This window comes from Mycolicibacterium baixiangningiae (assembly GCF_016313185.1).
Taxonomy (GTDB): Bacteria; Actinomycetota; Actinomycetes; order Mycobacteriales; family Mycobacteriaceae; genus Mycobacterium; species Mycobacterium baixiangningiae.
In genome coordinates, this window is sequence record NZ_CP066218.1 from 3,796,068 (window position 1) to 3,818,093 (window position 22,026).

The 22,026-nt window shown below is 67.7% G+C and carries 21 protein-coding genes and 2 pseudogenes; 9 read left to right on the forward strand and 14 right to left on the reverse strand.

Annotated features, from left to right (window positions below; all coding sequences use genetic code 11):
* The first annotated feature begins 197 nt into the window (after nt 1-197).
* The gene (locus I7X18_RS17900) at nt 198-1,682 is read left to right on the forward strand and encodes an aldehyde dehydrogenase family protein (RefSeq protein ID WP_193043392.1); all 1,485 of its coding nucleotides are present in this window, start codon (nt 198-200) and stop codon (nt 1,680-1,682) included.
* Nucleotides 1,683-1,705: 23 nt separating this feature from the next.
* Nucleotides 1,706-2,125, forward strand: a complete 420-nt coding sequence (locus I7X18_RS17905) for a nuclear transport factor 2 family protein (RefSeq protein ID WP_193043979.1) — start codon at nt 1,706-1,708, stop codon at nt 2,123-2,125.
* 79 nt (nt 2,126-2,204) lie between these two features.
* On the opposite strand, the gene rlmN is transcribed toward I7X18_RS17905, so the two are convergent.
* Nucleotides 2,205-3,353, reverse strand: coding sequence for a dual-specificity RNA methyltransferase RlmN (rlmN, locus tag I7X18_RS17910; RefSeq protein ID WP_193043393.1), 1,149 nt, complete (start codon nt 3,351-3,353; stop codon nt 2,205-2,207).
* Between the two features lie 13 nt (nt 3,354-3,366).
* The gene (locus I7X18_RS17915) at nt 3,367-4,218 is read right to left on the reverse strand and encodes a LysR family transcriptional regulator (protein ID WP_193043394.1); all 852 of its coding nucleotides are present in this window, start codon (nt 4,216-4,218) and stop codon (nt 3,367-3,369) included.
* A gap of 154 nt (nt 4,219-4,372) precedes the next feature.
* Between I7X18_RS17915 and I7X18_RS17920 the strand changes: the two genes are divergently transcribed.
* Nucleotides 4,373-5,356, forward strand: a complete 984-nt coding sequence (locus tag I7X18_RS17920) for a DMT family transporter (protein WP_193043395.1) — start codon at nt 4,373-4,375, stop codon at nt 5,354-5,356.
* Here the strand turns inward: I7X18_RS17920 and I7X18_RS17925 are convergent.
* The 4 genes from I7X18_RS17925 to I7X18_RS17940 all read right to left on the reverse strand — a co-directional run bounded on the left by I7X18_RS17925 (nt 5,247) and on the right by I7X18_RS17940 (nt 8,282).
* Nucleotides 5,247-6,101, reverse strand: a complete 855-nt coding sequence (locus tag I7X18_RS17925; protein ID WP_193043396.1) for a phosphatidate cytidylyltransferase — start codon at nt 6,099-6,101, stop codon at nt 5,247-5,249. The genes I7X18_RS17920 and I7X18_RS17925 overlap by 110 nt on opposite strands.
* A 26-nt stretch (nt 6,102-6,127) precedes the next feature.
* A complete protein-coding gene (gene frr / locus I7X18_RS17930; RefSeq protein ID WP_193043397.1) occupies nt 6,128-6,685 on the reverse strand; it encodes a ribosome recycling factor in 558 nt (185 codons plus the stop codon).
* 42 nt (nt 6,686-6,727) lie between these two features.
* Entirely contained in the window at nt 6,728-7,486 is a 759-nt protein-coding gene (gene pyrH, locus I7X18_RS17935; RefSeq protein WP_193043398.1) for a UMP kinase, read from the reverse strand.
* 115 nt (nt 7,487-7,601) lie between these two features.
* The gene (locus I7X18_RS17940) at nt 7,602-8,282 is read right to left on the reverse strand and encodes a class I SAM-dependent methyltransferase (protein ID WP_193043399.1); all 681 of its coding nucleotides are present in this window, start codon (nt 8,280-8,282) and stop codon (nt 7,602-7,604) included.
* Nucleotides 8,283-8,328: 46 nt separating this feature from the next.
* Here I7X18_RS17940 and I7X18_RS17945 point away from each other — a divergent pair, with 46 nt between their 5' ends.
* The 4 genes from I7X18_RS17945 to I7X18_RS17960 all read left to right on the forward strand — a co-directional run bounded on the left by I7X18_RS17945 (nt 8,329) and on the right by I7X18_RS17960 (nt 12,170).
* Complete coding sequence (locus tag I7X18_RS17945) at nt 8,329-8,754, forward strand: MarR family winged helix-turn-helix transcriptional regulator (protein ID WP_193043400.1); 426 nt, start codon at nt 8,329-8,331, stop codon at nt 8,752-8,754.
* 11 nt (nt 8,755-8,765) lie between these two features.
* Nucleotides 8,766-9,731 carry a 2-hydroxyacid dehydrogenase gene (locus I7X18_RS17950; RefSeq protein WP_193043401.1) on the forward strand — a complete coding sequence of 322 codons (966 nt, stop codon included), beginning with the start codon at nt 8,766-8,768 and terminating at the stop codon, nt 9,729-9,731.
* Complete coding sequence (locus tag I7X18_RS17955; RefSeq protein ID WP_193043402.1) at nt 9,728-10,846, forward strand: glycerate kinase; 1,119 nt, start codon at nt 9,728-9,730, stop codon at nt 10,844-10,846. Before I7X18_RS17950 ends, I7X18_RS17955 begins: the two co-directional genes overlap by 4 nt.
* 61 nt (nt 10,847-10,907) lie before the next feature.
* On the forward strand, nt 10,908-12,170 hold the full coding sequence (locus I7X18_RS17960; protein WP_193043403.1) for an IS30 family transposase: 1,263 nt from the start codon (nt 10,908-10,910) through the stop codon (nt 12,168-12,170).
* Between the two features lie 47 nt (nt 12,171-12,217).
* Here I7X18_RS17960 and I7X18_RS17965 read toward each other — a convergent pair whose 3' ends face one another.
* The 8 genes and pseudogenes from I7X18_RS17965 to rpsB form a co-directional block, all read right to left on the reverse strand.
* The gene (locus I7X18_RS17965; protein ID WP_193043404.1) at nt 12,218-14,236 is read right to left on the reverse strand and encodes a primary-amine oxidase; all 2,019 of its coding nucleotides are present in this window, start codon (nt 14,234-14,236) and stop codon (nt 12,218-12,220) included.
* Between the two features lie 7 nt (nt 14,237-14,243).
* The gene (locus I7X18_RS17970) at nt 14,244-15,761 is read right to left on the reverse strand and encodes an APC family permease (RefSeq protein ID WP_193043405.1); all 1,518 of its coding nucleotides are present in this window, start codon (nt 15,759-15,761) and stop codon (nt 14,244-14,246) included.
* 31 nt (nt 15,762-15,792) lie between these two features.
* Nucleotides 15,793-16,515 carry an ABC transporter ATP-binding protein gene (locus tag I7X18_RS17975; protein ID WP_193043406.1) on the reverse strand — a complete coding sequence of 241 codons (723 nt, stop codon included), beginning with the start codon at nt 16,513-16,515 and terminating at the stop codon, nt 15,793-15,795.
* 2 nt (nt 16,516-16,517) lie between these two features.
* A complete protein-coding gene (locus I7X18_RS17980) occupies nt 16,518-17,084 on the reverse strand; it encodes an FtsX-like permease family protein (protein ID WP_193043407.1) in 567 nt (188 codons plus the stop codon).
* Complete coding sequence (locus I7X18_RS17985) at nt 17,084-18,259, reverse strand: ABC transporter permease (RefSeq protein ID WP_193043408.1); 1,176 nt, start codon at nt 18,257-18,259, stop codon at nt 17,084-17,086. The genes I7X18_RS17980 and I7X18_RS17985 overlap by 1 nt, the downstream gene beginning before the upstream one ends.
* Before the next feature lie 147 nt (nt 18,260-18,406).
* Nucleotides 18,407-19,333: pseudogene (locus I7X18_RS17990) on the reverse strand (amidase); the annotation flags it as partial.
* A gap of 58 nt (nt 19,334-19,391) precedes the next feature.
* Nucleotides 19,392-20,207: a translation elongation factor Ts gene (gene tsf, locus I7X18_RS17995; protein ID WP_193043409.1), complete on the reverse strand. Its 816-nt coding sequence runs from the start codon at nt 20,205-20,207 to the stop codon at nt 19,392-19,394.
* An 11-nt stretch (nt 20,208-20,218) separates the two neighbouring features.
* Complete coding sequence (rpsB, locus tag I7X18_RS18000; protein ID WP_193043410.1) at nt 20,219-21,085, reverse strand: 30S ribosomal protein S2; 867 nt, start codon at nt 21,083-21,085, stop codon at nt 20,219-20,221.
* A 278-nt stretch (nt 21,086-21,363) separates the two neighbouring features.
* Here rpsB and I7X18_RS18005 point away from each other — a divergent pair, with 278 nt between their 5' ends.
* Together I7X18_RS18005 and I7X18_RS18010 are read left to right on the forward strand one after the other, a co-directional pair.
* Nucleotides 21,364-21,867, forward strand: a complete 504-nt coding sequence (locus I7X18_RS18005) for a M23 family metallopeptidase (protein WP_193043411.1) — start codon at nt 21,364-21,366, stop codon at nt 21,865-21,867.
* Between the two features lie 24 nt (nt 21,868-21,891).
* A pseudogene (locus I7X18_RS18010) lies at nt 21,892-22,020 on the forward strand (LLM class F420-dependent oxidoreductase); the annotation flags it as partial.
* Between the last annotated feature and the right edge of the window lie 6 nt (nt 22,021-22,026).

Here is a 22,026-nt window from a genome sequence, read left to right on the forward strand (position 1 = left end):
CGATGGCGGCCAGCTCGACCCGGATCCGCGATGCACGCAGGGCACTGCCGTGGGAGGCAACCCGATTGGCAGCACCCGCTGTTCGGCCGGCGACGCTGACGTGGGGAACACATTAGGAGAACTGTCCCACCGGATTAGGAGAACGATATTTCCGTCATTCTGCTGACGTTTCGGGCGTTGTTTGTAACGCTAGGCCCATGACGACTGTGGAGACCGAATCCGGCGTGCTGGCCGGTGACGAACGGATGCTGATCGACGGCGAACTACAGCTGACGAGCAGCGGAGCCATGTTCGATGTGATCCATCCGGCCAACGAGGAGGTGGCCGGGCAGGCCACCGACGGCACCGTCGAGGACATGGCCCGCGCGGTGGCCGCCGCGCGCCGCGCGTTCGACGAGACGGACTGGTCGCGCGACCTCGACTTCCGCTACCACTGCCTGACCCAGTTGCATGAGGCGCTGGAGCGGAACAAGGAACGTCTGCGTCGCATCCTGATCACCGAGGTCGGCTGCCCGGTGACCGTGAGCGGCAGCCAGATCGAGAGCCCCATCGAGGAGGTCGAACACTGGGCCGAGCATGGGAAGAACTTCGACTACCTGGTCGACACGGGTGTGCACCCCACCCAGCTCGGGCCGGCGCGGCGCAAGATCCACTACGAAGCGGTCGGCGTCGTCGGGGCGATCACCCCGTGGAATGTGCCGTTCTACCTCAACATCGCCGAGACGGTGCCGGCGCTGATGGCCGGTAACACCGTGGTCCTCAAACCCGCCCAGCTGACGCCGTGGTCGGGCAGCGAATACGGCCGCATCGTGGCCGAGGAGACCGACATCCCGGCGGGGGTGTTCAACGTGGTGGTGTCGAATGCCAACGAGGTGGGAGCGGCGTTGAGCGCTGATCCGCGGGTCGACATGATCACCTTCACCGGGTCCACCGCGACCGGGCGGGCGATTCTGGCCGCGGGTGCGCCGACGGTGAAGAAGACGCTGCTCGAACTCGGCGGCAAATCCGCCCACATCGTCCTCGATGACGCTGACTTCAATTCCGCGTTGCCGTTGGCGGCGATGATGGCGTGCGTCATGAGCGGCCAGTCCTGCATCCTGCCGTCGCGGATCCTGTTGCCGCGCAGCCGTTACGACGAAGGTGTGGAGATCCTCAAGGCCATGATGGAGGGGTTCCCGGTCGGCGACCCGTGGACGCCGGGAATCATGCAGGGCCCACAGATCAGCCAGACACAGCGCCAGAAGGTGCTGGGTCTGATCCGCTCGGGTATCGACTCCGGAGCCCGCCTGGTCACCGGCGGCGGGATCCCCGAGAATCTGCCGGTCGGCTACTACACCCAACCCACCCTGCTCGCCGACGTCGACCCCGATTCCCCAGTGGCCCAGGAAGAGATCTTCGGTCCGGTGCTGACCGTCACCCCCTATGACACCGACGACGACGCCGTCGCGATCGCCAACAACACCATCTACGGCCTGTCCGGTGAGGTGTCCGGCGGCGACGTCGACCGGGCGTTCGCCGTCGCGTGCCGGATGCGCACCGGCAATGTGACGATCAACGGCAAGAGCCACTTCGGCATCACCAGCCCGTTCGGCGGCACCAAACAGTCCGGGCTGGGCTACCGCAACGGTGACGAGGGCTACAAGGAGTACCTGGAGGCCAAGACCATCGGTATGCCCGAGTGAGCGAGCGTGCGAGCGAACCACAGATGATGAGCGATTCGGCCGAGATCGCCGCGCTGCTCTGCCGGTACGCCCGCGCCGTGGACACCAAGGACTGGGAGCTCTACCGGTCGGTGTTCACCGACGACGCCCACATCGATTACTCCTCGGCCGGCGCCATCGCCGGTGGCCGCGACGAGGTCGTCGACTGGTTCGCCGCCAACTTCGGGGTGCTCCCGTGGAGCATGCACTACATCACCAACATCGAAATCCTCGAGCGCTCCGATGACGGCGCTCGGGTGCGGGCCATGTTCTACAACCCCATGCAACTGCCCGGCATGCCCGACATCAGCTCCTGCGGCGGCTACTACCACCACGAACTGGTGCGCACCCCCCACGGCTGGCGCAGCAGACACCTGCGCGAAGAGAACATCTGGTTCACCAACGCGCCCGCGCGCACCGGCTGACGACACCGCCGCCGAAACTGCGGCCAGATCACCAAAACCCCGCCGAGCGTGATCTCCCAGCAGTCTCGGGGGAGGCGGATCAACCTTCGGCGGCCAATTGCCCACAGGCCGCGGCGATCTCGCGGCCGCGGGTGTCACGCACCGTGCAGGAGACACCACGCTCGCGGACGCGCCGGACGAACTCGCGCTCGACGGGCTTGGGGCTCGCATCCCACTGACTTCCCGGCGTGGGGTTGAGCGGGATCAGGTTGACGTGGACGAGCGGGCCGAGCGCGCCGTGGAGGCGCTTGCCGAGCAGATCGGCACGCCAGGGCTGATCGTTGACGTCGCGGATCAGTGCGTACTCGATCGACACCCGGCGTCCGGTGACATCCGCGTAGTACCGCGCGGCCTCGAGTGCTTCGCTGACCTTCCAGCGGTTGTTCACCGGGACCAGCGTGTCCCGCAGTTCGTCGTCCGGGGCGTGCAGCGACAACGCGAGTGTGACGTTGAGCCGTTCGTCGGCGAGTTTGCGGATCGCCGGCGCGAGGCCGACCGTCGACACCGTCACCGACCGTGCCGAGATGCCGAACCCGTTGGGCGACGGCGCGACGATGCGCCGCACCGCGGCGATCACCCGGTTGTAGTTGGCCAGCGGTTCGCCCATCCCCATGAACACGATGTTCGACAGGCGTCCGCCGTGCTGATTCCCCGCGTCACTTCGTTCCTGCCCGCCGGAGCGTGCGGTCCCTTCCCCGTCGCGGTCGCGCAGTTCGGCCGCTGCCGAGCGCACCTGCTCGAGGATCTCGGCGGCCGACAGGTTGCGCATCAACCCGCCCTGCCCGGTCGCACAGAACGGACATGCCATGCCGCAGCCCGCCTGTGAGGAGATACAGACGGTGTTGCGGTCCGCGTAGCGCATGAGCACGGACTCGAACGTCGCGCCATCCTTGGCGCGCCACAACGTCTTTCGCGTCTCCCCCGCGTCGCACTCGACGGCGCGCACCACCGACAGCAGATCGGGGAACAGCGCCTGCGCCATCGTGGCGCGCACAGCGGCGGGCAGGTCGGTCATCGACTCCGGATCGGCGATGAGCCGGCCGTAGTACTGATTGGCCAGCTGCTTCGCGCGGAACGCCGGCATGCCGAGTTCGGCGACGGCGGCGGCGCGGCCTTCGGCGTCGAGGTCGGCGAAGTGCCGCGGCGGCATTCCCCGTCGCGGTGCTTCGAAGACCAGGTTCTGTTTCATGATCCGTCCAGTATCAGGCTTGTTCGGTCAGTACGTCGCGCACCGCCTGCTCGGCGGCGGCCAGGATGTCCGGGTCGACGCCGTGGCGTCCCCGCACGAACACCGAGGCGCGGCTGGTGGGTGCCAGCCCCTCGGCGAGGCACAGGCCGTCGGCCAACCGCCCGATCACCGGCAGCAGCGCCACCCCGAGCCCGGATCGCACGGCCGCCAGCAGACCGGACAGGTCCGAACTCTCGGCGGCGATGAAATACGGCACCCCGATGCGGTCGAGCGCGACGAAGGTCGGCTCACGCAGCGTGCACGGTTCGGAATACATCACGACCGCCAGCGGGTCGGTGGCCGATCCCGCGAAGGTGCGCGCCGAGATCCACTTCAACGGCACCATCCCCGCCGCGTTCGCGGGGTCCAGGCCGGAACCGTCGAGCATCACCGCGAGATCGACCGCGCCGTGTTCGATGGCGTCGGCGAGCATGACGTTGCGATCGAGCCGGAACCGCAGGCGCCAGCCGGGCAGCCGCTCCCCCAGCGCCGCCGTCAACCCGGGCAGCAACACGTCGGCGCCGTGTTCGGTGGCGCCGATCAGCAGCACCCGCTCTTCGGCGGCACCCAGATCGGTGAGTGCGGCGTCGTGGGCGGCCAGGATGGTGCGGGCGTGGGCGAGCACGCGGTAACCCAGCTCGGTGAAGGCGACACCGCGCCCCGCACGCTCGACGATCGGCGCGCCGACGACCGCTTCGACGCGGCGGACGTGCTGGCTGACCGCCGACTGCGTGAGATGCAGGACGGCCGCTGCGCGGTGAAATCCGCCACAGTCGGCGACCGCCACGACGCTGCGCAGCGGTGCGATGTCGAGCACCTGTGCCATAGGGTCAAGGTACTCCGATCAGCAGTGACGATCAAAAAACCCGTCGCCGCAACAGAACTTCAGCGCCAAGGGTCCAACCGATCATGAGACGTGATCGGTCTCGATCGTCGATAATCGTTGGACCGCGTCGCCCGTCGCCGCCCACCATGGCACCATGACGCCCACCCGCATGCCGCTGCGCACCGCATCGGCGGTGACCGTGACGTTCGCCCTCGGCTATCCGATCGGCAACCTCGCGGTGCACGCCATGACACCGATGGCCGTCTTGTCGATCCGCTTCGGGCTCGCGTCGCTCATCCTCGGCGCGTGGGCGGCCGTCCTCAGGGTGGGCTTCCCCACCGGCCGCACGTTGGGGCACGTCGCCGTCACCGCTCTGTTGATGCAGGCCGTGCAGTTCTGCGCGCTGTACTACGCGATCCAGCGGGGCGCCCCGGCGGTGTTGTGCGCGGTGGTCATCGCGATGAACCCGGTCGTGACCGCCCTGCTCGCCGCGGGGTTCCTGCGCGACCGTCTGCACGCCGGGCGGATCGTCGCGCTGGTGCTGGGCGTGGCGGCGGTGCTCGCCGCGTGCGCTAACCGGCTCGTGGCTGAACGCGGGGTCGATCCGATGGTGCTGCTCCTGCTCGTCGCGCTGTTCGGACTGGCCGCCGGCGGGGTGTACCAACAGCGATTCTGCGCCGACGTCGACTTTCGCGCTTCCTCCGCCGTGCAGAACGCCGTCGCGTTCCTGCCTGCGCTCGCGCTGACGCTCACCACCCCGTTCGAGGTGCATGACGCCACCAGGGCGGGGTTCGCCGTGGCCGCCGTCGTCCTGCTCAACGCCACGCTCGGCCTGTCGCTGTACGTGCGGGCGATCAACCTGCACGGCGCGTCGTCGGTCGCGATGCTGTTCTGCGTCATCCCTGCTGTCGCGGGCGTCATGTCGTACTTCATGCTGGGCGAGCGCATCGACATCGGCATCGGCGTCGGGTTGGTGCTCGGCGCGTTGGCCTGCTGGCTCAATGCGCGCTCCTCCCGGCGCCACGGCGTCAGGCCAGCAGCGTCAGCACGATCCAGGTCGCGACAGCTGACGGCAGCATTCCGTCCATCCGGTCCATCATCCCGCCGTGACCCGGCAGCAGATTGCTCATGTCCTTGATCCCGAGGTCGCGTTTGAACTGGGACTCGATCAGGTCGCCGAGTGTGCCGGTGATCACCAGCATCACCCCGAGCGCGACACCGGCCCACCACGGCTTGTCCAGCAGATAGACCACCGCGAGCACCGAGGCGGTCCCGCCGAACAGCAGCGATCCGGCCAGTCCCTCCCAGGACTTCTTCGGGCTGATCGCCGGCGCCATCGTGTGCCTGCCGAACAGCACCCCCGCCACGTAGCCACCGATGTCGGAGAACACCACGCCGAGCATCAGACAGAACACCCGGTTGGCGCCGTCTTCCGGATAGATCAGCAGGGCACCGAAACTCGCGAACAGCGGCACCCACGTCGCCAGGAACACGGCCGCGGCGATGTCACGCGAATAGTTCTGCGGCGTGTGGTTGAGACCTTGACCGATCAGTCGCCAGATCATGCAGACGACGACGGTGGCCGCGAATCCGCCGAGCGCGCCGGCCGGGCCGAACGGCCAGGTCAACCACAGCGTGGCCTGACCGCCCACGAGCAGCGGGATCATCGGTATGCGGTAGCCGGCCTCCGTCAGCCGACTGCTCACCTCGTAGGTGCTGATCGCCACGGCCAGCGCCACCAGCACCAGCCACAGGTACGGCGCGAAGAGCAGGATGGCGATCAACCCGAAGCCGAGCGCACAACCCACCGCGATGGCGGCGGGAAGATTGCGCCCCGCACGCGACGATTTCTTGTGCGGTTCGTCGACCGGTGTTTCCGACACAGGACTCGCTTGCTGCTGAAAGGCCACTAGACCTCCAGCAACTCGCCCTCTTTGTGCTTCACCAGCTCGTCGATCTGGCTGGTGTAGGTGTGCGTGGTCTTGTCGAGGTCCTTCTCCGCGCGGCCGACCTCGTCCTCGCCCGCCTCACCGTCTTTCTTGATGCGCGCCAGCTCTTCCATCGCCTTGCGGCGGATGTTGCGCACCGACACCTTGGCATCCTCACCCTTGCCCTTGGCCTGCTTGACCAGGTCGCGGCGACGCTCTTCGGTCAGCTGCGGGATGGACACCCGGATGATGTTGCCGTCATTGGTGGGGTTGACCCCGAGGTCGGAGTTGCGGATCGCATCCTCGATGTTGCGCAGCTGATTGGCCTCGTAGGGCTTGATGACCACCATGCGCGCCTCGGGCACGTTGATGCTCGACAGCTGGGTGATCGGAGTGGAGGACCCGTAGTAGTCGACGTGGATCCGGGAGAACATGCCCGGGTTCGCGCGGCCGGTGCGGATCGACGCCAGGTCGTCGCGCGCCACCGACACCGCTTTCTCCATCTTCTCTTCGGCATCGAAGAGGGTTTCGTCGATCACGGCTTCTCCTTTTATGTGCGTGCTCGCGTGCCTGGCGCCGAGTCAGGTGGTGACGAGTGTTCCGATCTTCTCACCCGCGACCGCGCGGGCGATATTCCCGTCGGTCAGCAGGTTGAAGACCAGGATCGGCATGCCGTTGTCCATGCACAGCGAGAACGCGGTGGCGTCGGCCACCGCCAGGCCCCGATCGATGACCTCCCGATGGCTGATCGCGGTGAGCAGCTGGGCGTTCGGGTCCTTGCGGGGATCGGCGGTGTAGACGCCGTCGACCGCCTTGGCCATCAACACCACTTCCGCACCAATCTCCAGCGCGCGCTGAGCCGCTGTGGTGTCGGTGGAGAAGTACGGCAGACCCATCCCGGCGCCGAAGATGACCACGCGGCCCTTCTCGAGGTGGCGCACCGCACGCAGCGGGATATAGGGCTCCGCCACCTGGCCCATCGTGATGGCCGTCTGCACGCGGGTGTCGATGCCTTCCTTCTCGAGGAAGTCCTGCAGCGCGAGGCTGTTCATCACCGTGCCGAGCATGCCCATGTAGTCGCTGCGCGTGCGTTCCATACCGCGCTGCTGCAACTGCGCGCCGCGGAAGAAGTTGCCGCCGCCGATGACGACGGCCACCTGGACACCGCTGCGCACCACCTCGGCGATCTGACGTGCCACGAGGTGCACGACGTCTGGATCGAGGCCGACGGCCCCGCCACCGAACATCTCGCCGCCCAGTTTGAGCAGCACTCGGCTGTACAGCGGCCGGATCTCGCCGACTGCCGCGCCGTCGCCGTGGTTGTTGTTCGGCTCGGACATCGGTCTTTCGGCCTCCTCGCTGCGACGTACCGGGCGCTCCCCCAGGGGCACACCCATCCTGCCTCATGCGGGGTTCCCGATGTGGCCGGGGCAGCGGAATCCGCCCGGCAACCGGTCAGGCGAGGTGGGCGGAAAGCAGCCAAGCCGGCACCGATTTGCGGCCGTTGGGCTCGTCTCGCATGCCGGATCCGCCGAATTCGTCCGCGCCAGGGAAGCTGGCCGGCATGTTGGCATGGATACGGGCCGGCCGGACCTCGTCGACCTCCCAGTACCCGGAGACCGCATCACGCAATTCCTGCTCGGTGACGGGATTCACGGGGCTGTCGGCCGGCATGCCCGCCGCGTCGAACACCAGGACGAAATACGAGGCGCCCGGGGCCGCGGCGCGCACGATGGAGCGCTGATACCCCTCGCGCAGTTCGACCGGCATCGAATGGAACAGCGTGCTGTCGACGATCGTGCCGAACCGGCCGTCATATCCGCCGAAGTCGCTGATGTCGGCGACGTCGAAGGTGGCGTTGGTCAGGCCGCGGCGGGCCGCCTCGGCGCGCGCCATGGCGATGGCGGTCGGCGCGGCGTCCAGCCCGACAGTCGTGAAACCGCGCTCGGCGAGGTACAGCGCGGTGGCCGCTTCCCCGCAGCCGGCGTCGAGCACGTCGCCGTGGAATTTCCCCGCCTCGATGAGCGCCGCGATCTCGGGCTGTGGTTCGCCGATGCTCCACGGCGGGCGGAACCCCACGAATTCCGGGGCATCGCCACGGTAAGCGGATTCGAACATCTCGTGCGGTGTGGTCATACACCCGTTGATATCAACCACGTTGATACATGTCAATATCGTTGACATGTCCGATTTCCTCGAGGACCAGCCACTGGGCTTTCTGCTGCACCGAGTGGCCGCCGCGTTGCGCGGCGACGTGACCGCCACCGTGCTGGAGCCCCTGGGGCTGACCTTCCCGCAGTACATCTGCCTGCGGATGGTGTCGAGGCGGCCGGGCCGGTCCAACGCCGAACTGGCCCGTGACACCGGCGTCTCGCCACAGGCCATGAACATGGTGGTGCGGACACTGCAGGAACGCGGCCTGGTCGACCGCCCGGATACCGTCGCCTCCGGCCGCTCCCTGCCTGCGGAACTCACCGAACGGGGCCGAGACCTGTTGGCGCGCACCGACACCGGTGTGCGAGCCGCGGACCGGCGGCTGATGACCGATCTCACCGAGGCCCAGCGGCGGGAGTTCAAGCGGATCCTGGTCGCCCTGGGTTCGGACTAGAGTCGGACGTCATGACGACCCCAGCCGGGCACGTGTACGTGTCGCGACTGCTCACCGACGGCGCCATGGAGCGGCTCCGCGAGCTGAGCCGGCCCGTCCGGATCGGGGACGACAACCCGCCAACGCGCGACGCACTCGAAGCCGGCATCGCGGGCGCGAGCGCCGCAGTGGTGACGCTGACCGAACGGGTGGACGCCGACCTGCTCGCCGTGGCCGGCGACGGGCTGCGGGTGGTCGCCAACGTGGCCGTCGGTTACGACAACATCGACGTCGGGGCTGCCCGCGCCGCCGGGGTGACGGTGACCAACACCCCGGGCGTGCTCGACAACGCCACCGCCGACCACACGTTCGCGTTGATCCTCGCCGTCACGCGGCGGGTCATCGACGGTGACCGGTTCCTGCGCTCACGTCAGCCCTGGATCTGGGGACCGCGCATGCTCGTCGGCCTCGACGTCAGCGCGGGTGCCACACTCGGCATCCTCGGCTACGGCCGCATCGGCAAGGCGGTCGCGAAACGGGCCCGCGCATTCGACATGACGGTGTTGGCCACCTCGCGCAGTCGCACCTCCGGAGTCGACGACGGCGTCCGGTTCGTCGACAACGACACGCTGCTGGCCGAGAGCGACGTGGTGTGCGTGCTGACCCCGCTCACCCCCGAAACCCGCCATCTCATCGACGCCGCGGCGTTCGCTCGCATGAAGCCGACCGCGTACCTGGTCAACACCGCGCGCGGCGGGGTCGTCGACGAGACGGCTCTCATCGACGCACTCACCGCCGGGCGTATCGGTGGCGCCGCGCTGGATGTGTTCGAGAATGAACCCCATGTCAATCCCGCGCTGCTCGACGCCCCGAACCTCGTCCTCACCCCGCACATCGCCAGCGCCGGCGAGGCGACCCGCGACGCCATGGGAATCCTGGCCGTCGACAACGTCGCGGCCGTACTGGCCGGCCGGCCCGCGCTGACCCCGGTCTCGTGAAAATCGTTCTGGCGCCGGACTCCTTCAAGGAGTCCATGAGCGCGGCCGAGGCCATCAGCGCCATGCGTGACGGCGTGCTCGCCGCCCTGCCCGACACCGAATGCGTCGGGGTCCCGATGGCCGACGGCGGTGAGGGCACCGTCGACGCGGTGGTCGACGCGCTCGACGGCGAGATCGTCACCGTCGAGGTTGCCGATGCCCTCGGGCGCGCTATCCCCGCCCGCTACGGTTACGTCCCGGGCCGCCGCCTGGCGGTGATCGAAATGGCCGCCGCGGCGGGGTTGGAGCTCATCGCCCCCGACGAGCGAGATGTGTTGCGCGCCAGCACCTTCGGGGTCGGGCAGTTGATCGCACACGCACTCGACCGCGGGGCCGGAGAATTCCTGGTCGGGCTCGGCGGGTCGGCCACCAACGACGCAGGCGTCGGCATGCTCACCGCCCTGGGCGCCTCGCTCACCGACGCGGCGGGCGCACCGCTGCCGCCGGGCGGAGCCGCGCTGGCCGACCTGCACCGCATCGACCTGAGCGGCCTCGATCCGCGCCTTGCGCATGTGCGCATCCAACTGGCCTGTGACGTCACCGCACCGCTGCTGGGACCCGGCGGCGCCAGCGCGGTGTTCGGCCCGCAGAAGGGTGCGACACCCGACGACGTCGCCCGGTTGGAGGCCGCATTGACCCGGTTCGCCGCGGTGGCCGACGCTGCGCACACCGACACACCCGGTGCGGGCGCGGCCGGTGGGCTCGGCTTCGCCCTGCTCGAATTCCTGGGCGCCACAAGCCGTCCCGGCGTCGAGGTGGTGGCCGAGACGGTCGGACTGGAGCAGGCGCTGCGGGGTGCGCAGTGGGTGTTCACCGGCGAGGGCGGCGTCGACGCGCAGACCCTGCTCGGCAAGACACCGTTCGGGGTCGCCCGCGTCGCCGCCCGCACCGGGACCCGGGTGGTCATCTTCGCCGGCCGGGTCGCCGACGACGCGTCGGTCCTGCTCGACCACGGCGTCGACGAGATCGTCGGCATCACCGCACCCGGAACCCCGCTCGCCGAGGCGCTGCGCACCGGCCCGCAGTCGCTGGCCCGGGCCGCCGCCGACTTCCTGCGCCGACACTACGGTTGTTGACGGAATTCGCGGGCGGTCTCAGGGGGTCGTTGCAACACCCTTTTGAATGAGGAGTGTTGCGATGGCTCGTGTGCCATTTCAGTCTCGGAAGCCGGCGTACTGGAATCACATTCGGCGGGGGCTCAGTCCGGCTGATGCTGGGGTCGCCGTCGGCGTGTCGGCGGGGTGCGGGTGGCGGTGGTTCCGTGAGGCTGGCGGGGTGAAACCAGCGAAGCCAGCTGTGACGTCATCCGGGCCGCGACGACGTCTGACCCTTGAGGAACGCATCGAGATCCAAGCGGGGGTGCATGCCGGTGAATCGTTGCGCTCGATGGCGCGACGCCTGGGTCGAGCGCCCTCGACGATCAAGCGCGAAATCGACAACAACGGCGACCGGCCCAATCGCTCGACCTCGCCCACGTCGGGTTATCGCCGCAAGCACGCCTTCGGTGCCCGGCAGAGCGGACGCACCGCTGTGGTGCGCTATCAGGCCAGCGCAGCCCACGACCGCTGCGCGTTCAACGCTCGGCGTCCCAAGGATCGGCGACTGGCCACTGAGCTGCGTTTACGCCGGGAAGTGCAAACTCGGTTGAAGCTGCGTCACAGCCCCGCGCAGATCGCCCGGCGGCTGCGCGTCGAGTTCCCCGACGAACCGGAGATGTGGGTGTCACACGAGGCGATCTACCAGGCCATTTACCTGCAGGGCCGCGGATCGCTGCGCCGCGAACTGGCCACGTGTCTACGGACCAAACGTGCGGTGCGCCGGCCACGCACTCGACCCGGAGAACGGCGCGGACGCATCCCGAACATGGTCATGATCAGCGAACGACCCCCCGAGGTCGCCGACCGCGCCGTGCCCGGCCACTGGGAAGGCGACCTCATTCTGGGCAGCACCGAATCGGCATCGGCGATCGGCACGCTCGTCGAACGCACCACACGGTTCGTGATGCTGCTGCACCTACCCCACAACCACGGAGCCCTCGCCGTGCAGGACGCCATCGTGGCCAAGATGGCCGAACTGCCCGAGCATCTCCGCCGCTCATTGACCTGGGACCAAGGCAAAGAGATGGCCAACCACCTTGCCATCGCCGCGGCCACCGAGTTGGACATCTACTTCTGCGATCCACACTCACCATGGCAACGCGGCAGCAACGCAAACACCAACGGCCTACTGCGCCAGTACTTCCCCAAAGGCACCGATCTATCAGTCCACGGGCCGGGCATCCTCGACAACGTCGCCGCCGAACTCAACGGACGACCACGCCAAACCCTGAACTGGAAAACCCCGGCCGAAGCCCTCAACGAACTACTCTCAAAACCGCCCACTGTTGCAACGACAGCCTGAAACCGCCGCGCGAATTCCGTCAACAACCGTAGTGTCGCGGCCCCGCTTTACGACTCCCGGGCGACGTCGGCGACCGGCAGGCCCGCCGCGTGGTGCGCGTGGCACGCCTTCGGCGGCGACGGCGGCAGGTCGAGCGCCGGGTTGCCATCGAAGAAGCCGACCGGCTTGAGGTGGAATCCGGTGTAGGCGCACGGCATCACCGGCCAGTCCTCGGGCCGGACCACGTGATGCGCGCCGACGGTGTACCAAAGCACGACGTCGGTGTCCTCCAGCGGAGCGTCGTCGGCGATGTACACCGGCAGGCCCTGCACATCGGCCGACTGGTACATGTAATCGCCTGCGGCATACAACTCGGCGGGGTCGTAGCGCGTCACCCACAGGTTGTGCTGGACGAACCGTGCACGGTCGTAGATGTGGGAGCCCTCCTGCACCATCACCGGCACGACGTCCTTGGGCGTCAGCTTGTAGGCCACGGGTGCGCCGAGTTCGTTGCGCTTCGACGGGTTGGCGACCTTCCAGTACCTGCCGGTCGACCAGTCCCAGTCGCGTGCGCCCTCGGCCTCCGACGCGACCAGCGTGTCGCGGGTGATCCACGCGTTGTGGTGTGGGTTGAGCGCCGGATCGGGTTCGGGGATCGAATCCACCTCGTAGACACTGTTTCCGGGACCGTCGATGCTCATGTCGAGCCGGAAGCTGAAGAAGTGCTGGTGGTTCGGGCCGTAGATCCCCGGCGCCACCATCTTCCCCCAGCGCGGCTCCTCCCCGTCGGGTACGGCTCCGGTGGTCAGCACCCCCGACAGTTTGACCTCGACCTCCATCGAGGCGTCGTTGTAGAAGTACCAGAAGAAGCCGTACTCGTAGTTGCCGACGGTGCAGATCATCGACACGACGAGCCGTCGCGACCGCCGCACCTCGACCTCACCGGTGCGGAAGTCGGTGTGCTTCCACGAGATTCCGTAGTCCTCCTCGTGCATGCAGATGGCGTTCGGGATGGTCACCGCGTTTCCGGCCGAGTCGTTGACCGTCCCGTCGAAGTAGAAGATCTCGCCGAGACAGTCGCACCCCAGGGTCAGCGGGTTCGCCGAGAACCCCATTCCGACCTCGCCCATGTCGAAGACGTTCTTGTTCCAGTGCGTCGGAGCGGTGTCGCCGTAGGGCACCACCATTTCCGACAGCGACGCCCGGTACACGATCGGGCGGGTCTCGCCTCGATCGGTGTAGGTGACCTCGTGCAGCACAATGCCTTCGCGGGGGTTGAACCCGACCCGCATCGACCATTTCTGCCACTGCACCTTCCAGCCGTCGACGGTGAAGCTCGGACCGTCGGGCTGGGTGATCTCGATGGGTTTGACATCGTCGCGGAATTCCGTGAACGCCGGCCGGTTGTTCGGGTCGAACATGAACTGCTCGCTGTAGTTGCCGGCGGTCGGCGGCAACGGCACCACGCCGTGGTCCTCGACGTCGATCACCTTCATCGCGTCGAGATCGAACGTGACGATCAATCCCTCGACAGGCCGGGCGTATCCGTGTTCGGACGGGGCGGCCCGCATGAACGTCAGGGGACGGCAGATCAGCGGTGAGTTGTCGTAGTGGTCCTGCTGACCGTAGTAACCGGCGGGCCACGGATCGATCATCGCCAGGCTGAAGTCGGTGACGCCGCGTTTGCGCATCGCCTCCTGCCAGCGCGGATCCTGCCGCACCACCTCCTCGACGCCGGTCATGTGCTCGACGAGGTAGGACGGGAAGCGGCCGGGTACGGCCTTCCAGGAGTCGATGACACGGGCCCCGAGGTCGACGATCGCCTCGTAGACGAGTTTGGCCCCGCCGTCGTACATGGTGGCGAACGCCCGGCGGGATACGCCGTCGAGACCTTCGAAGGTCAACTCGGGGGTCTTGGCCGGCTCAGCGAGCGAGATCATCACGAATTTCAGTGTCGGCGTCGCGTATTCGGAGTCGATGATGATCGCCGCCGCCGCCTCGATCTCCGCGCCACTGAGCGGATCGAGTGGGTAGGCGACCGCACCATCGGTGGTGTCTGCCTGCAGGACGTTGCTGTTGACGGTCATATGGGTGTCAACCTCTTTCCGGGTTGGGCGATTCGGTTTTGTTCAGATCGAGGACCGCCAGGTGGGCCAGCGCGTCGTCCTGGTTCGTCTTGTGGGCCGAGCGGCGGCCGAAGACGTACACGACCAGACCGAGGGCGAACATACCCAGGCTGATCCCGCCCACCCACGTCATCCACGTGGCTTGCGGCACATCGATCCACGGTGTCACGAAGGAGTAGTAGATGCCGCCGACGGTTCCCAATGAGCCGACGATGACCACGAGCCACACGCCGACCATCCCGCCGGGGATCCGCCAGAATGTCTCGTTCTCGTAGCGATCGGCGTACTTCTTGCGCGCGACGATCAACGGGATCAGGAAGAAGAACCCGGACAGCAGCCAGACCGTCGACAGTCCGCCCTGCAGGTAGATGGTGACGTTGGCCATGCTGCTCTGGGAGTACAAACCGACCAGGATCAGCGACGAGATGACGCCCTGAATGAGGATGGCCGACACCGGATTACGGGTGCGGGGGTTGAGGTGGGTGAAGATGCGCGGTAGGTGACGCTCCAGCCCGGAGACGAAGATCAGGCGCGAGTACGCCACCTGATAGGTCATCAGCGCCACGATGATGATGCCGGCCAAGACGACCGCGCATATCTCCATGAGGCCCGGGAAGCCGGCGACGTCGAGCATTCCGATGATTCCGGTGACCGGATCGATCTCGTCACCGGGGAGCGCCATCATGGTGCCGAGCGTAGTCATCAGATAGATCACGACGAGCGCCGTCGAACCCCACAGGATCATGCGCGGCCCACTGCGCCGAACGGACAGGAATTCCGCGCCCATGTTGTACGGCGTCTCGACCCCGAGCAGGTACAGCAGCACGGTGCCATAGAGGAAGCCGGCGACAGCGAAGTTCGGAATGGTCGCCTCGGCCCAACTGAAGGGCGTGGCCGAGCCGTTCTCGACGGCGAAGAGCAGACCGCAGACGAAGATTGTCAGCGTCAGCACGCCGTAGACGACGAACACCACGTTCATGATGCGTTGGTTCGCTGCGAGTTTCGCCAACGCCAGTCCGATGACGGTCCAGAGAATCACCAGCTGCAGGATGATGCTGATGGTCAGGCCGAGTTCGGCGTGGAAGGCCAGCAGCAGGAACTGCAGCACCACCGCCGGTGACGAGGCGGCGTTGAGGATCACCGGCACCCACGACAGGTAACCGCCGACGAACCCCCAGGTCTCGCCCATCGTCCGGTAGGCCCAGATGTACACCCCGCCCTGACCCGGCCACAGGTTGCCGAGTTCCACCACGGCCATTCCGGCGGGAATCAGGAAGGTGAGGATGCCGAGCACCCACATCGGGATGGCCGTCCACCCCCCGCCGGCCATCACCGACGATCCGGTGACCCAGCAGATGATGAAAACGTAGGCGGCCGTAAGCCCGAACGTGCTCATCACCTTGGGCAGGATCTGCTCAGGGACGAGCTCGGTGGTCATCAGCGCATCGCGCCCCTTGGGTGGGGGCGCCGAGAGTTCGGCGGTCATGGTTCTCCCGAAAGATGTTGAGGGGTAGGGGTCAGGTGACGATCTGTCCGTCTTTCATGCGGACGACACGGCTCGCTTCTTCGGCCACCGTGGGATCGTGGGTGCTCGCGACGACCGTGACGCCCAGCGTCGAACACAGGTCGCGCAGCATGCGCACCACCGTCTCCCCCGTGCGGTGGTCGAGGTTGGCCGTCGGCTCGTCGGCGAGCACGAGCGTCGGATTGCTGATCAACGAGCGCGCGATCGCCGTGCGCTGCTGTTCGCCGCCGGACATCTTGGTCGGCTGGTGGTGGATGCGGTGGCCGAGGCCGACCAGTTCGAGAAGCTCGATCGCTCTGGTGCGCAACGCTTTGCGGTCGTAGGGTTCGAACATCAACGGCAGCTCGACGTTCTCGACCGCCGAGAGGAACGGGATGAGGTTGTAGCTCTGGAAGATGAACCCGATGGTGTCGTGGCGCAGCGCGGCTAACTGGCTCTCGGTCAGGGTGCGGGTGTCGCGCCCGGCGACGGTCACCGAACCCTTGGTCGGCCTGTCCAGCCCGCCGATGATGTTGAGCAGGGTGGATTTTCCGCTGCCGCTGGGGCCCATGAGGCAGACGAACTCGCCGGGCATGATCGTCAGGTCGGCGGCGACGAGTGCGCGAACGACCTCGTCACCGAGTTTGTGCAGCTTCCAGACGTCGGCGATCTCGATGACCGGCTGCGGCGGTGGCGTGGTCGCGTCGGGGTCCCGGCGTTCTTCGATGGCGGTCATTGTCAGCCTCCTGCGGTCAGGGAGCGGATCGGCGGACGCGACGCGGCCGCCCAGGTGGGAAGGACGCTGGTGGCCAGTGCCGCGACGATGCTGACGCCGACGGCGATGACGGCGCCGGCCACCACCCCGCTGACCGCGACGCCGCTGGCTGCCAACCCGGTGACGCCGAGGACGACGCCGGCCAGCGCCGCCAAAGCGGCCCCGGCCAGGGATCCGAGGACCGCGGCGACGACGGGTTCGACGAGCAGTGCGGCGACGACCGGCAAGCGCGGAATCCCGTTGGCCGCCAGCACGCCCAGCTCGCGGGTGCGGTTCGCCACGGTCCGGGTGGTGGCCACCGCCACCTCGACGACGCCGACCAGCAGCACGCTGACGGCGATGAGGATGACGGCGCGGTTGAGCTCGTCGGCGTGTCCGAGTGACGCGGATTGGTCCCGGATGCCTTCGGACATGCCGAACACGATCACCACCAGGAACGCGCCGGTCGCCGTGGTGACGACGGGCAGCACCATCTCGCCGATACGGCGGCGGGCCGACAGCCAGCCGTAGGACAGTCCTCTGCGTAACACTAGCGAGCCCCCAGGAGGTCGACCGGACGTTGTTGCAGCAACCGGTGCACGGGGACGAGCGCACCGACGATCGCCATCGCGGGGATGAACGCCGCGACCATGCCCGCGGCCTGCGCCCACGCGACCGGTGTCGCGATATCCGTAATCACCAGTGCCACCGCGGCGCCGGCGCCCAGCACCCCGACCAGATAGGCGACGAAGAACACGAGCGCCGATTCGACGAGGAAGAAGTACAGCACCTCGTCGGCGAGGCCGATGCTCGACATGATGCCGAATTCGCGCTTGCGTTCGGAGACCGCAGCCAGGAACGACGACACCGCGATCACGAACCCCAACGCCAGCCCGATGGTCGAGATCAGCCCGAGCGTCGAACTCGTCACCTTCCCCGAGAACAGCGCCGAGAACTTCTGCTCGAACGACAGCGGTCCGGTACCTCCGACGGTGTCGTAGATCAGGCCGTCACCTCCGGGATCCGGCGCGAGTGACGGGTCGGCGGTCGACTTCAGCCCGGTGGCCGCGCTGAACTGCTGGGCGAGATCGCGCCGCTTCTCCTGTCCCGCAGGCGCATTGACGATCCACCAGCCGTCGTCGCCGACCACGGCCCGGGCGACCGAGGAGGCCACCGTGACCGACTGACCGGTACCGGTCACGGAGGCGACGAGATCGTGCCCGTCGACGTCGACGTGGTCGCCTGGGGACACGGCAAGACGTTCGGCCACTGCGGAACCGAAAACAGCTTCGCCAGACGGCGTTTCGTCGGTCCCGCGCAGCGACACCGGAACCCCGTTGGCCTCTGCGCGGCCCGACAGGGTGCGGGTGGCGGTCCACCCCGGGGGAACCTCGATCTCCGGGGCGGCGCCACCGGCGATGAGCGCCTGCGTGTCGGCGTCGTACTGCACACCGGCGGCGGGCACCACCCACAGCTGCGCGTCACCGAGCACGTCGGCGACCGAATCAGCGCCTGTGATGGCGAAACTCGACGAGATCGTACGCACGACCGTCACACAGGCGATCGCCAGCGCGATCCCGAGAACCGACAGCACGAATCGCTCGGGGCGTCGGCGGATGTTGGCCAGCGCGAACCGGACGAGGCACCCGAAGGTGTTCCCGGAGGAGGAAGCGATCATCGGTGATCGAACGGACGTGGTTGCGTTGTTGACCTTACTGGTCTCCACAGTCAGCGATGGTGGGATCGAGTTGTTTCACCCACCGCTGCGCGCGGTGTCGCGGAGGTTAACTCCGTCCGGACGTGGTTACGTCGACGTGTCCGCGCACAACGGATTTCGTCGTCGACGCCCGGTCGTCGCGCCCGCAAAGACCGGTCAGGAGGCTTCCTGGAGACGCCGCCAGGGCCGCGCCTGCTCGAGTTCGTATGCCAGTTCCAGTAGCCGGGGCTCCTGACCCACCGTCGATGCGAACATCATCCCGATGGGCAGCCCGGTGCCGGATTCACCGAGGGGCAACGAGATCGCCGGGTCGCCGGTCGCGTTCTGTAGCGGGGTGAACGCCACCCAGTCGACCAGCCGATCGATGATCTGCTCGTAGTCCGCCGTCGGGTCGAGGTGTCCGATCCGCGGTGGCGGCTCGGCCACCGTCGGGGTGAGCACCACCTCGTAGTTCCGGGCCAGCGCGGCGGTGACGCGGCGGGTGCGCGCCAACCGGGCGATGGCGACCGGCAAACGGCGCAGATTGCGGGCGGCGTGGGCCTCCAACCCGAGGGTGAGGTTGTCCAGACGCGTGCGGTCGAAGCTCGCGCCGAACGTCCGGCGGCCGCCGCGGACGAGGGCGAACGACAGGAACGCCCAGTACAGCAGGAAGTCCCCCATGAAGCGCTCGGGTATCGGGTTGTCGATCGGCGTGACGCGGTGACCCAACTCCTCTAGCAGCGCAGCGGTTTTCGTTGTGGCCTCGCGGACCTCGGCACCGGCTTCCCGGGCGATCGAGTGTGTGCACACCGCGATCCGCAGCCGCTTCTGCCCCGGGCCGGTGACGTCTCCGATCGGCGGCAGCGTGGGATTGCGGTAGACCCGCTCCATCTCGCGGTAGAACGCGGCGGTGTCACGCACCGACCGGGTCACGACGCCGTTGGCGACGATGCGCAGCGGCATCTGCCGCATATCGCGGTCCAGCGGGAGCCGGCCGCGCGACGGTTTGAGCCCGACCAGTCCGTTGCAGGACGCGGGAATCCGGATCGAGCCGCCACCGTCGTTGGTGTGGTCGGGGTGCGACGGATTCCGCACGACGCCGAGCAGACGTAAAAGTGCCCCGGAACGCGCGTTCCGGGGCACTTTTACGTCTGGTCGCGGGTCAGGCCTGACCGACCTCGAACCGGACGAACCGGGTCACGGTCACGCCGGCGTCGTCCAGCAACGCCTTGACCGTCTTCTTGCTGTCGGACACCGACGGCTGATCGAGCAGCACGACGTCCTTGTAGAAACCGGTGACCCGGCCCTCGACGATCTTCGCCAGTGCCTGCTCGGGCTTGCCCTCGTTGCGGGCCGTCTCCTCGGCGATGCGACGCTCGTTGGCGACGACGTCCTCGGGCACGTCCTCACGGGTGAGGTACTTGGCCTTGAGCGCGGCGATCTGCAGGGCGGCCGCGTGCGCCGCCCCCTTGTCGTCGCCCTCATACTCCACCAGCACACCCACGGCCGGCGGCAGATCCGCGGCGCGCTTGTGCAGGTAGGTCTCGACGTTGCCGTCGAAGTAGGCGACGCGGCGCAGTTCGAGCTTCTCGCCGATCTTGGCGCTCAGGTCCGCGATGACCTGCTCGACGGTGGTGTCACCCGATTTCGCAGCCTTGAGGGCGTCGACATCGGTGGCCTTGGCGGCGGCGGCCGCGGCGACGATCTGATCGGCCACCGACTGGAACTCCGCGTTCTTGGCGACGAAGTCGGTCTCGGAGTTCAGCTCGATCAGTGCGCCGTCCTTGGCGGCGACCAGGCCCTCGGCGGTCGCGCGCTCAGCGCGCTTGCCGACGTCCTTGGCGCCCTTGATGCGCAGCAGTTCGACGGCCTTGTCGAAGTCGCCGTCGGCTTCGACGAGCGCATTCTTCGAAGCCATCATGCCGGCGCCGGTCAGCTCCCGAAGCCGCTTGACGTCGGCAGCGGTGTAGTTCGCCATATAAGCCTTCCCTACGGGTTCTGGGCGATGGTGGGTTCGGTCTGGATGTCCGCCTCGGGCGTACCGGGCGCGGCACCGGCCGCGGTCGGCGACGCCGTCGCGCCGGCGAGCAGTTCCTGCTCCCACTCGGCGAGCGGCTCGGCGACCAGCCCGTCCTGGCCGGCCTCCGGCTTGTTGCCGTTACCGCCGCCGGCCCGGGCCTGCAGACCCTCGGCGACCGCGGAGGCCACCACCTTGGTCAGCAGCGCAGCGGAGCGGATGGCGTCGTCGTTGCCCGGAATCGGGTAGTCGACCACGTCGGGATCGCAGTTGGTGTCGAGGATCGCGATGATCGGGATGTTCAGCTTGCGAGCTTCCGCGACCGCGAGGTGCTCCTTGTTGGTGTCGACGATCCAGACGGCCGAGGGCACCTTCTGCATGTCGCGGATACCGCCCAGCGACCGCTCGAGCTTGTTCTTCTCGCGGGTCAGCATCAGGATTTCCTTCTTGGTGCGACCCTCGAAGCCACCGGTCTGCTCCATGGCCTCGAGCTCCTTCATGCGCTGAAGACGCTTGTGCACGGTGGAGAAGTTGGTGAGCATGCCGCCCAGCCAGCGCTGGTTCACGTAGGGCATGCCGACGCGAGTCGCCTCTTGGGCGATGGACTCCTGCGCCTGCTTCTTGGTGCCGACGAACATGATCGAACCGCCGTGCGCGACCGTCTCCTTGACGAATTCGTACGCCTTGTCGATATAGGTCAGCGTCTGCTGCAGATCGATGATGTAGATGCCGTTGCGGTCGGTGAAGATGAACCGCTTCATCTTGGGATTCCAACGACGGGTCTGATGCCCGAAATGAGCGCCGCTGTCGAGCAGCTGCTTCATGGTTACGACGGCCATAGTCAGCCATGTCCTTATGTTGTCGGTTGTCGCCCAGCGTCGGGTGATGCCGGGCCCTGGTGCCTGCTGGAGTGCCGGACCCGCTTTCAGACGGGACCGCCGGCATCCGGTACGACGTGGAAGTCGAGATGCAGACACGCGAAGTCAGTCCGCTCGATGCGAACTGCACGTTGGAGTTTACACCGTCGGAACAGGTGCTTTGTCCACAGCGGACGCCCCCTCCACAGGCCGGCGGCGCACCTCTGGCGATTCCGCGGACAACCACCTGAACTGTGACGATGCGGATGGTTGCGGTGCTGATGTTCCTGGCCCTGCTGATGACCCCCGCGGTGGCGGCCCCGGCGCGCGCCGACGACGACGGCCGTTTGGACTGGCCGCTGCGGCCGCGGCCCGCGGTGGTGCGGACGTTCGACGCTCCCACACCGAATTGGCAGCGCGGGCACCGTGGGGTCGATCTGGCCGTCGCGCCGGGCCAGTCGGTGTACGCCGCACAGGCCGGCACGGTGGTCTTCGCCGGCAACCTGGCCGGACGGCCGCTGGTCTCGATCGCTCATCCCGGCGGCCTGCGCACCAGCTATGAGCCCGTGGCGCCGTCGGTGCGGTCCGGGCAACGCGTGCACACCGGCACGGTCATCGGTGAGGCCGAGGTCGGTCACCCGGGGTGCGCGGCCGCCGCGTGCCTGCACTGGGGCGCGATGTGGGGTCCGGCGTCGCGGGCGGACTACGTCGACCCGCTGGGCCTGTTGGGGACCACGCCGGTTCGGCTGCTGCCGCTGCGGTAGGTGCGGCGGGACAATCGAGTGATGATCGCCGGCGTGCGCGACGCCGCAGGCGACCGGTTCGACCAGATCGAGCTCAACGCGCTGATCCAGGCGGTGGTGGTGACCGACGACCGGGAGGCCGCCGCGGCCGATCTCGCCGGCACCGCTTCGGGGTGAGCT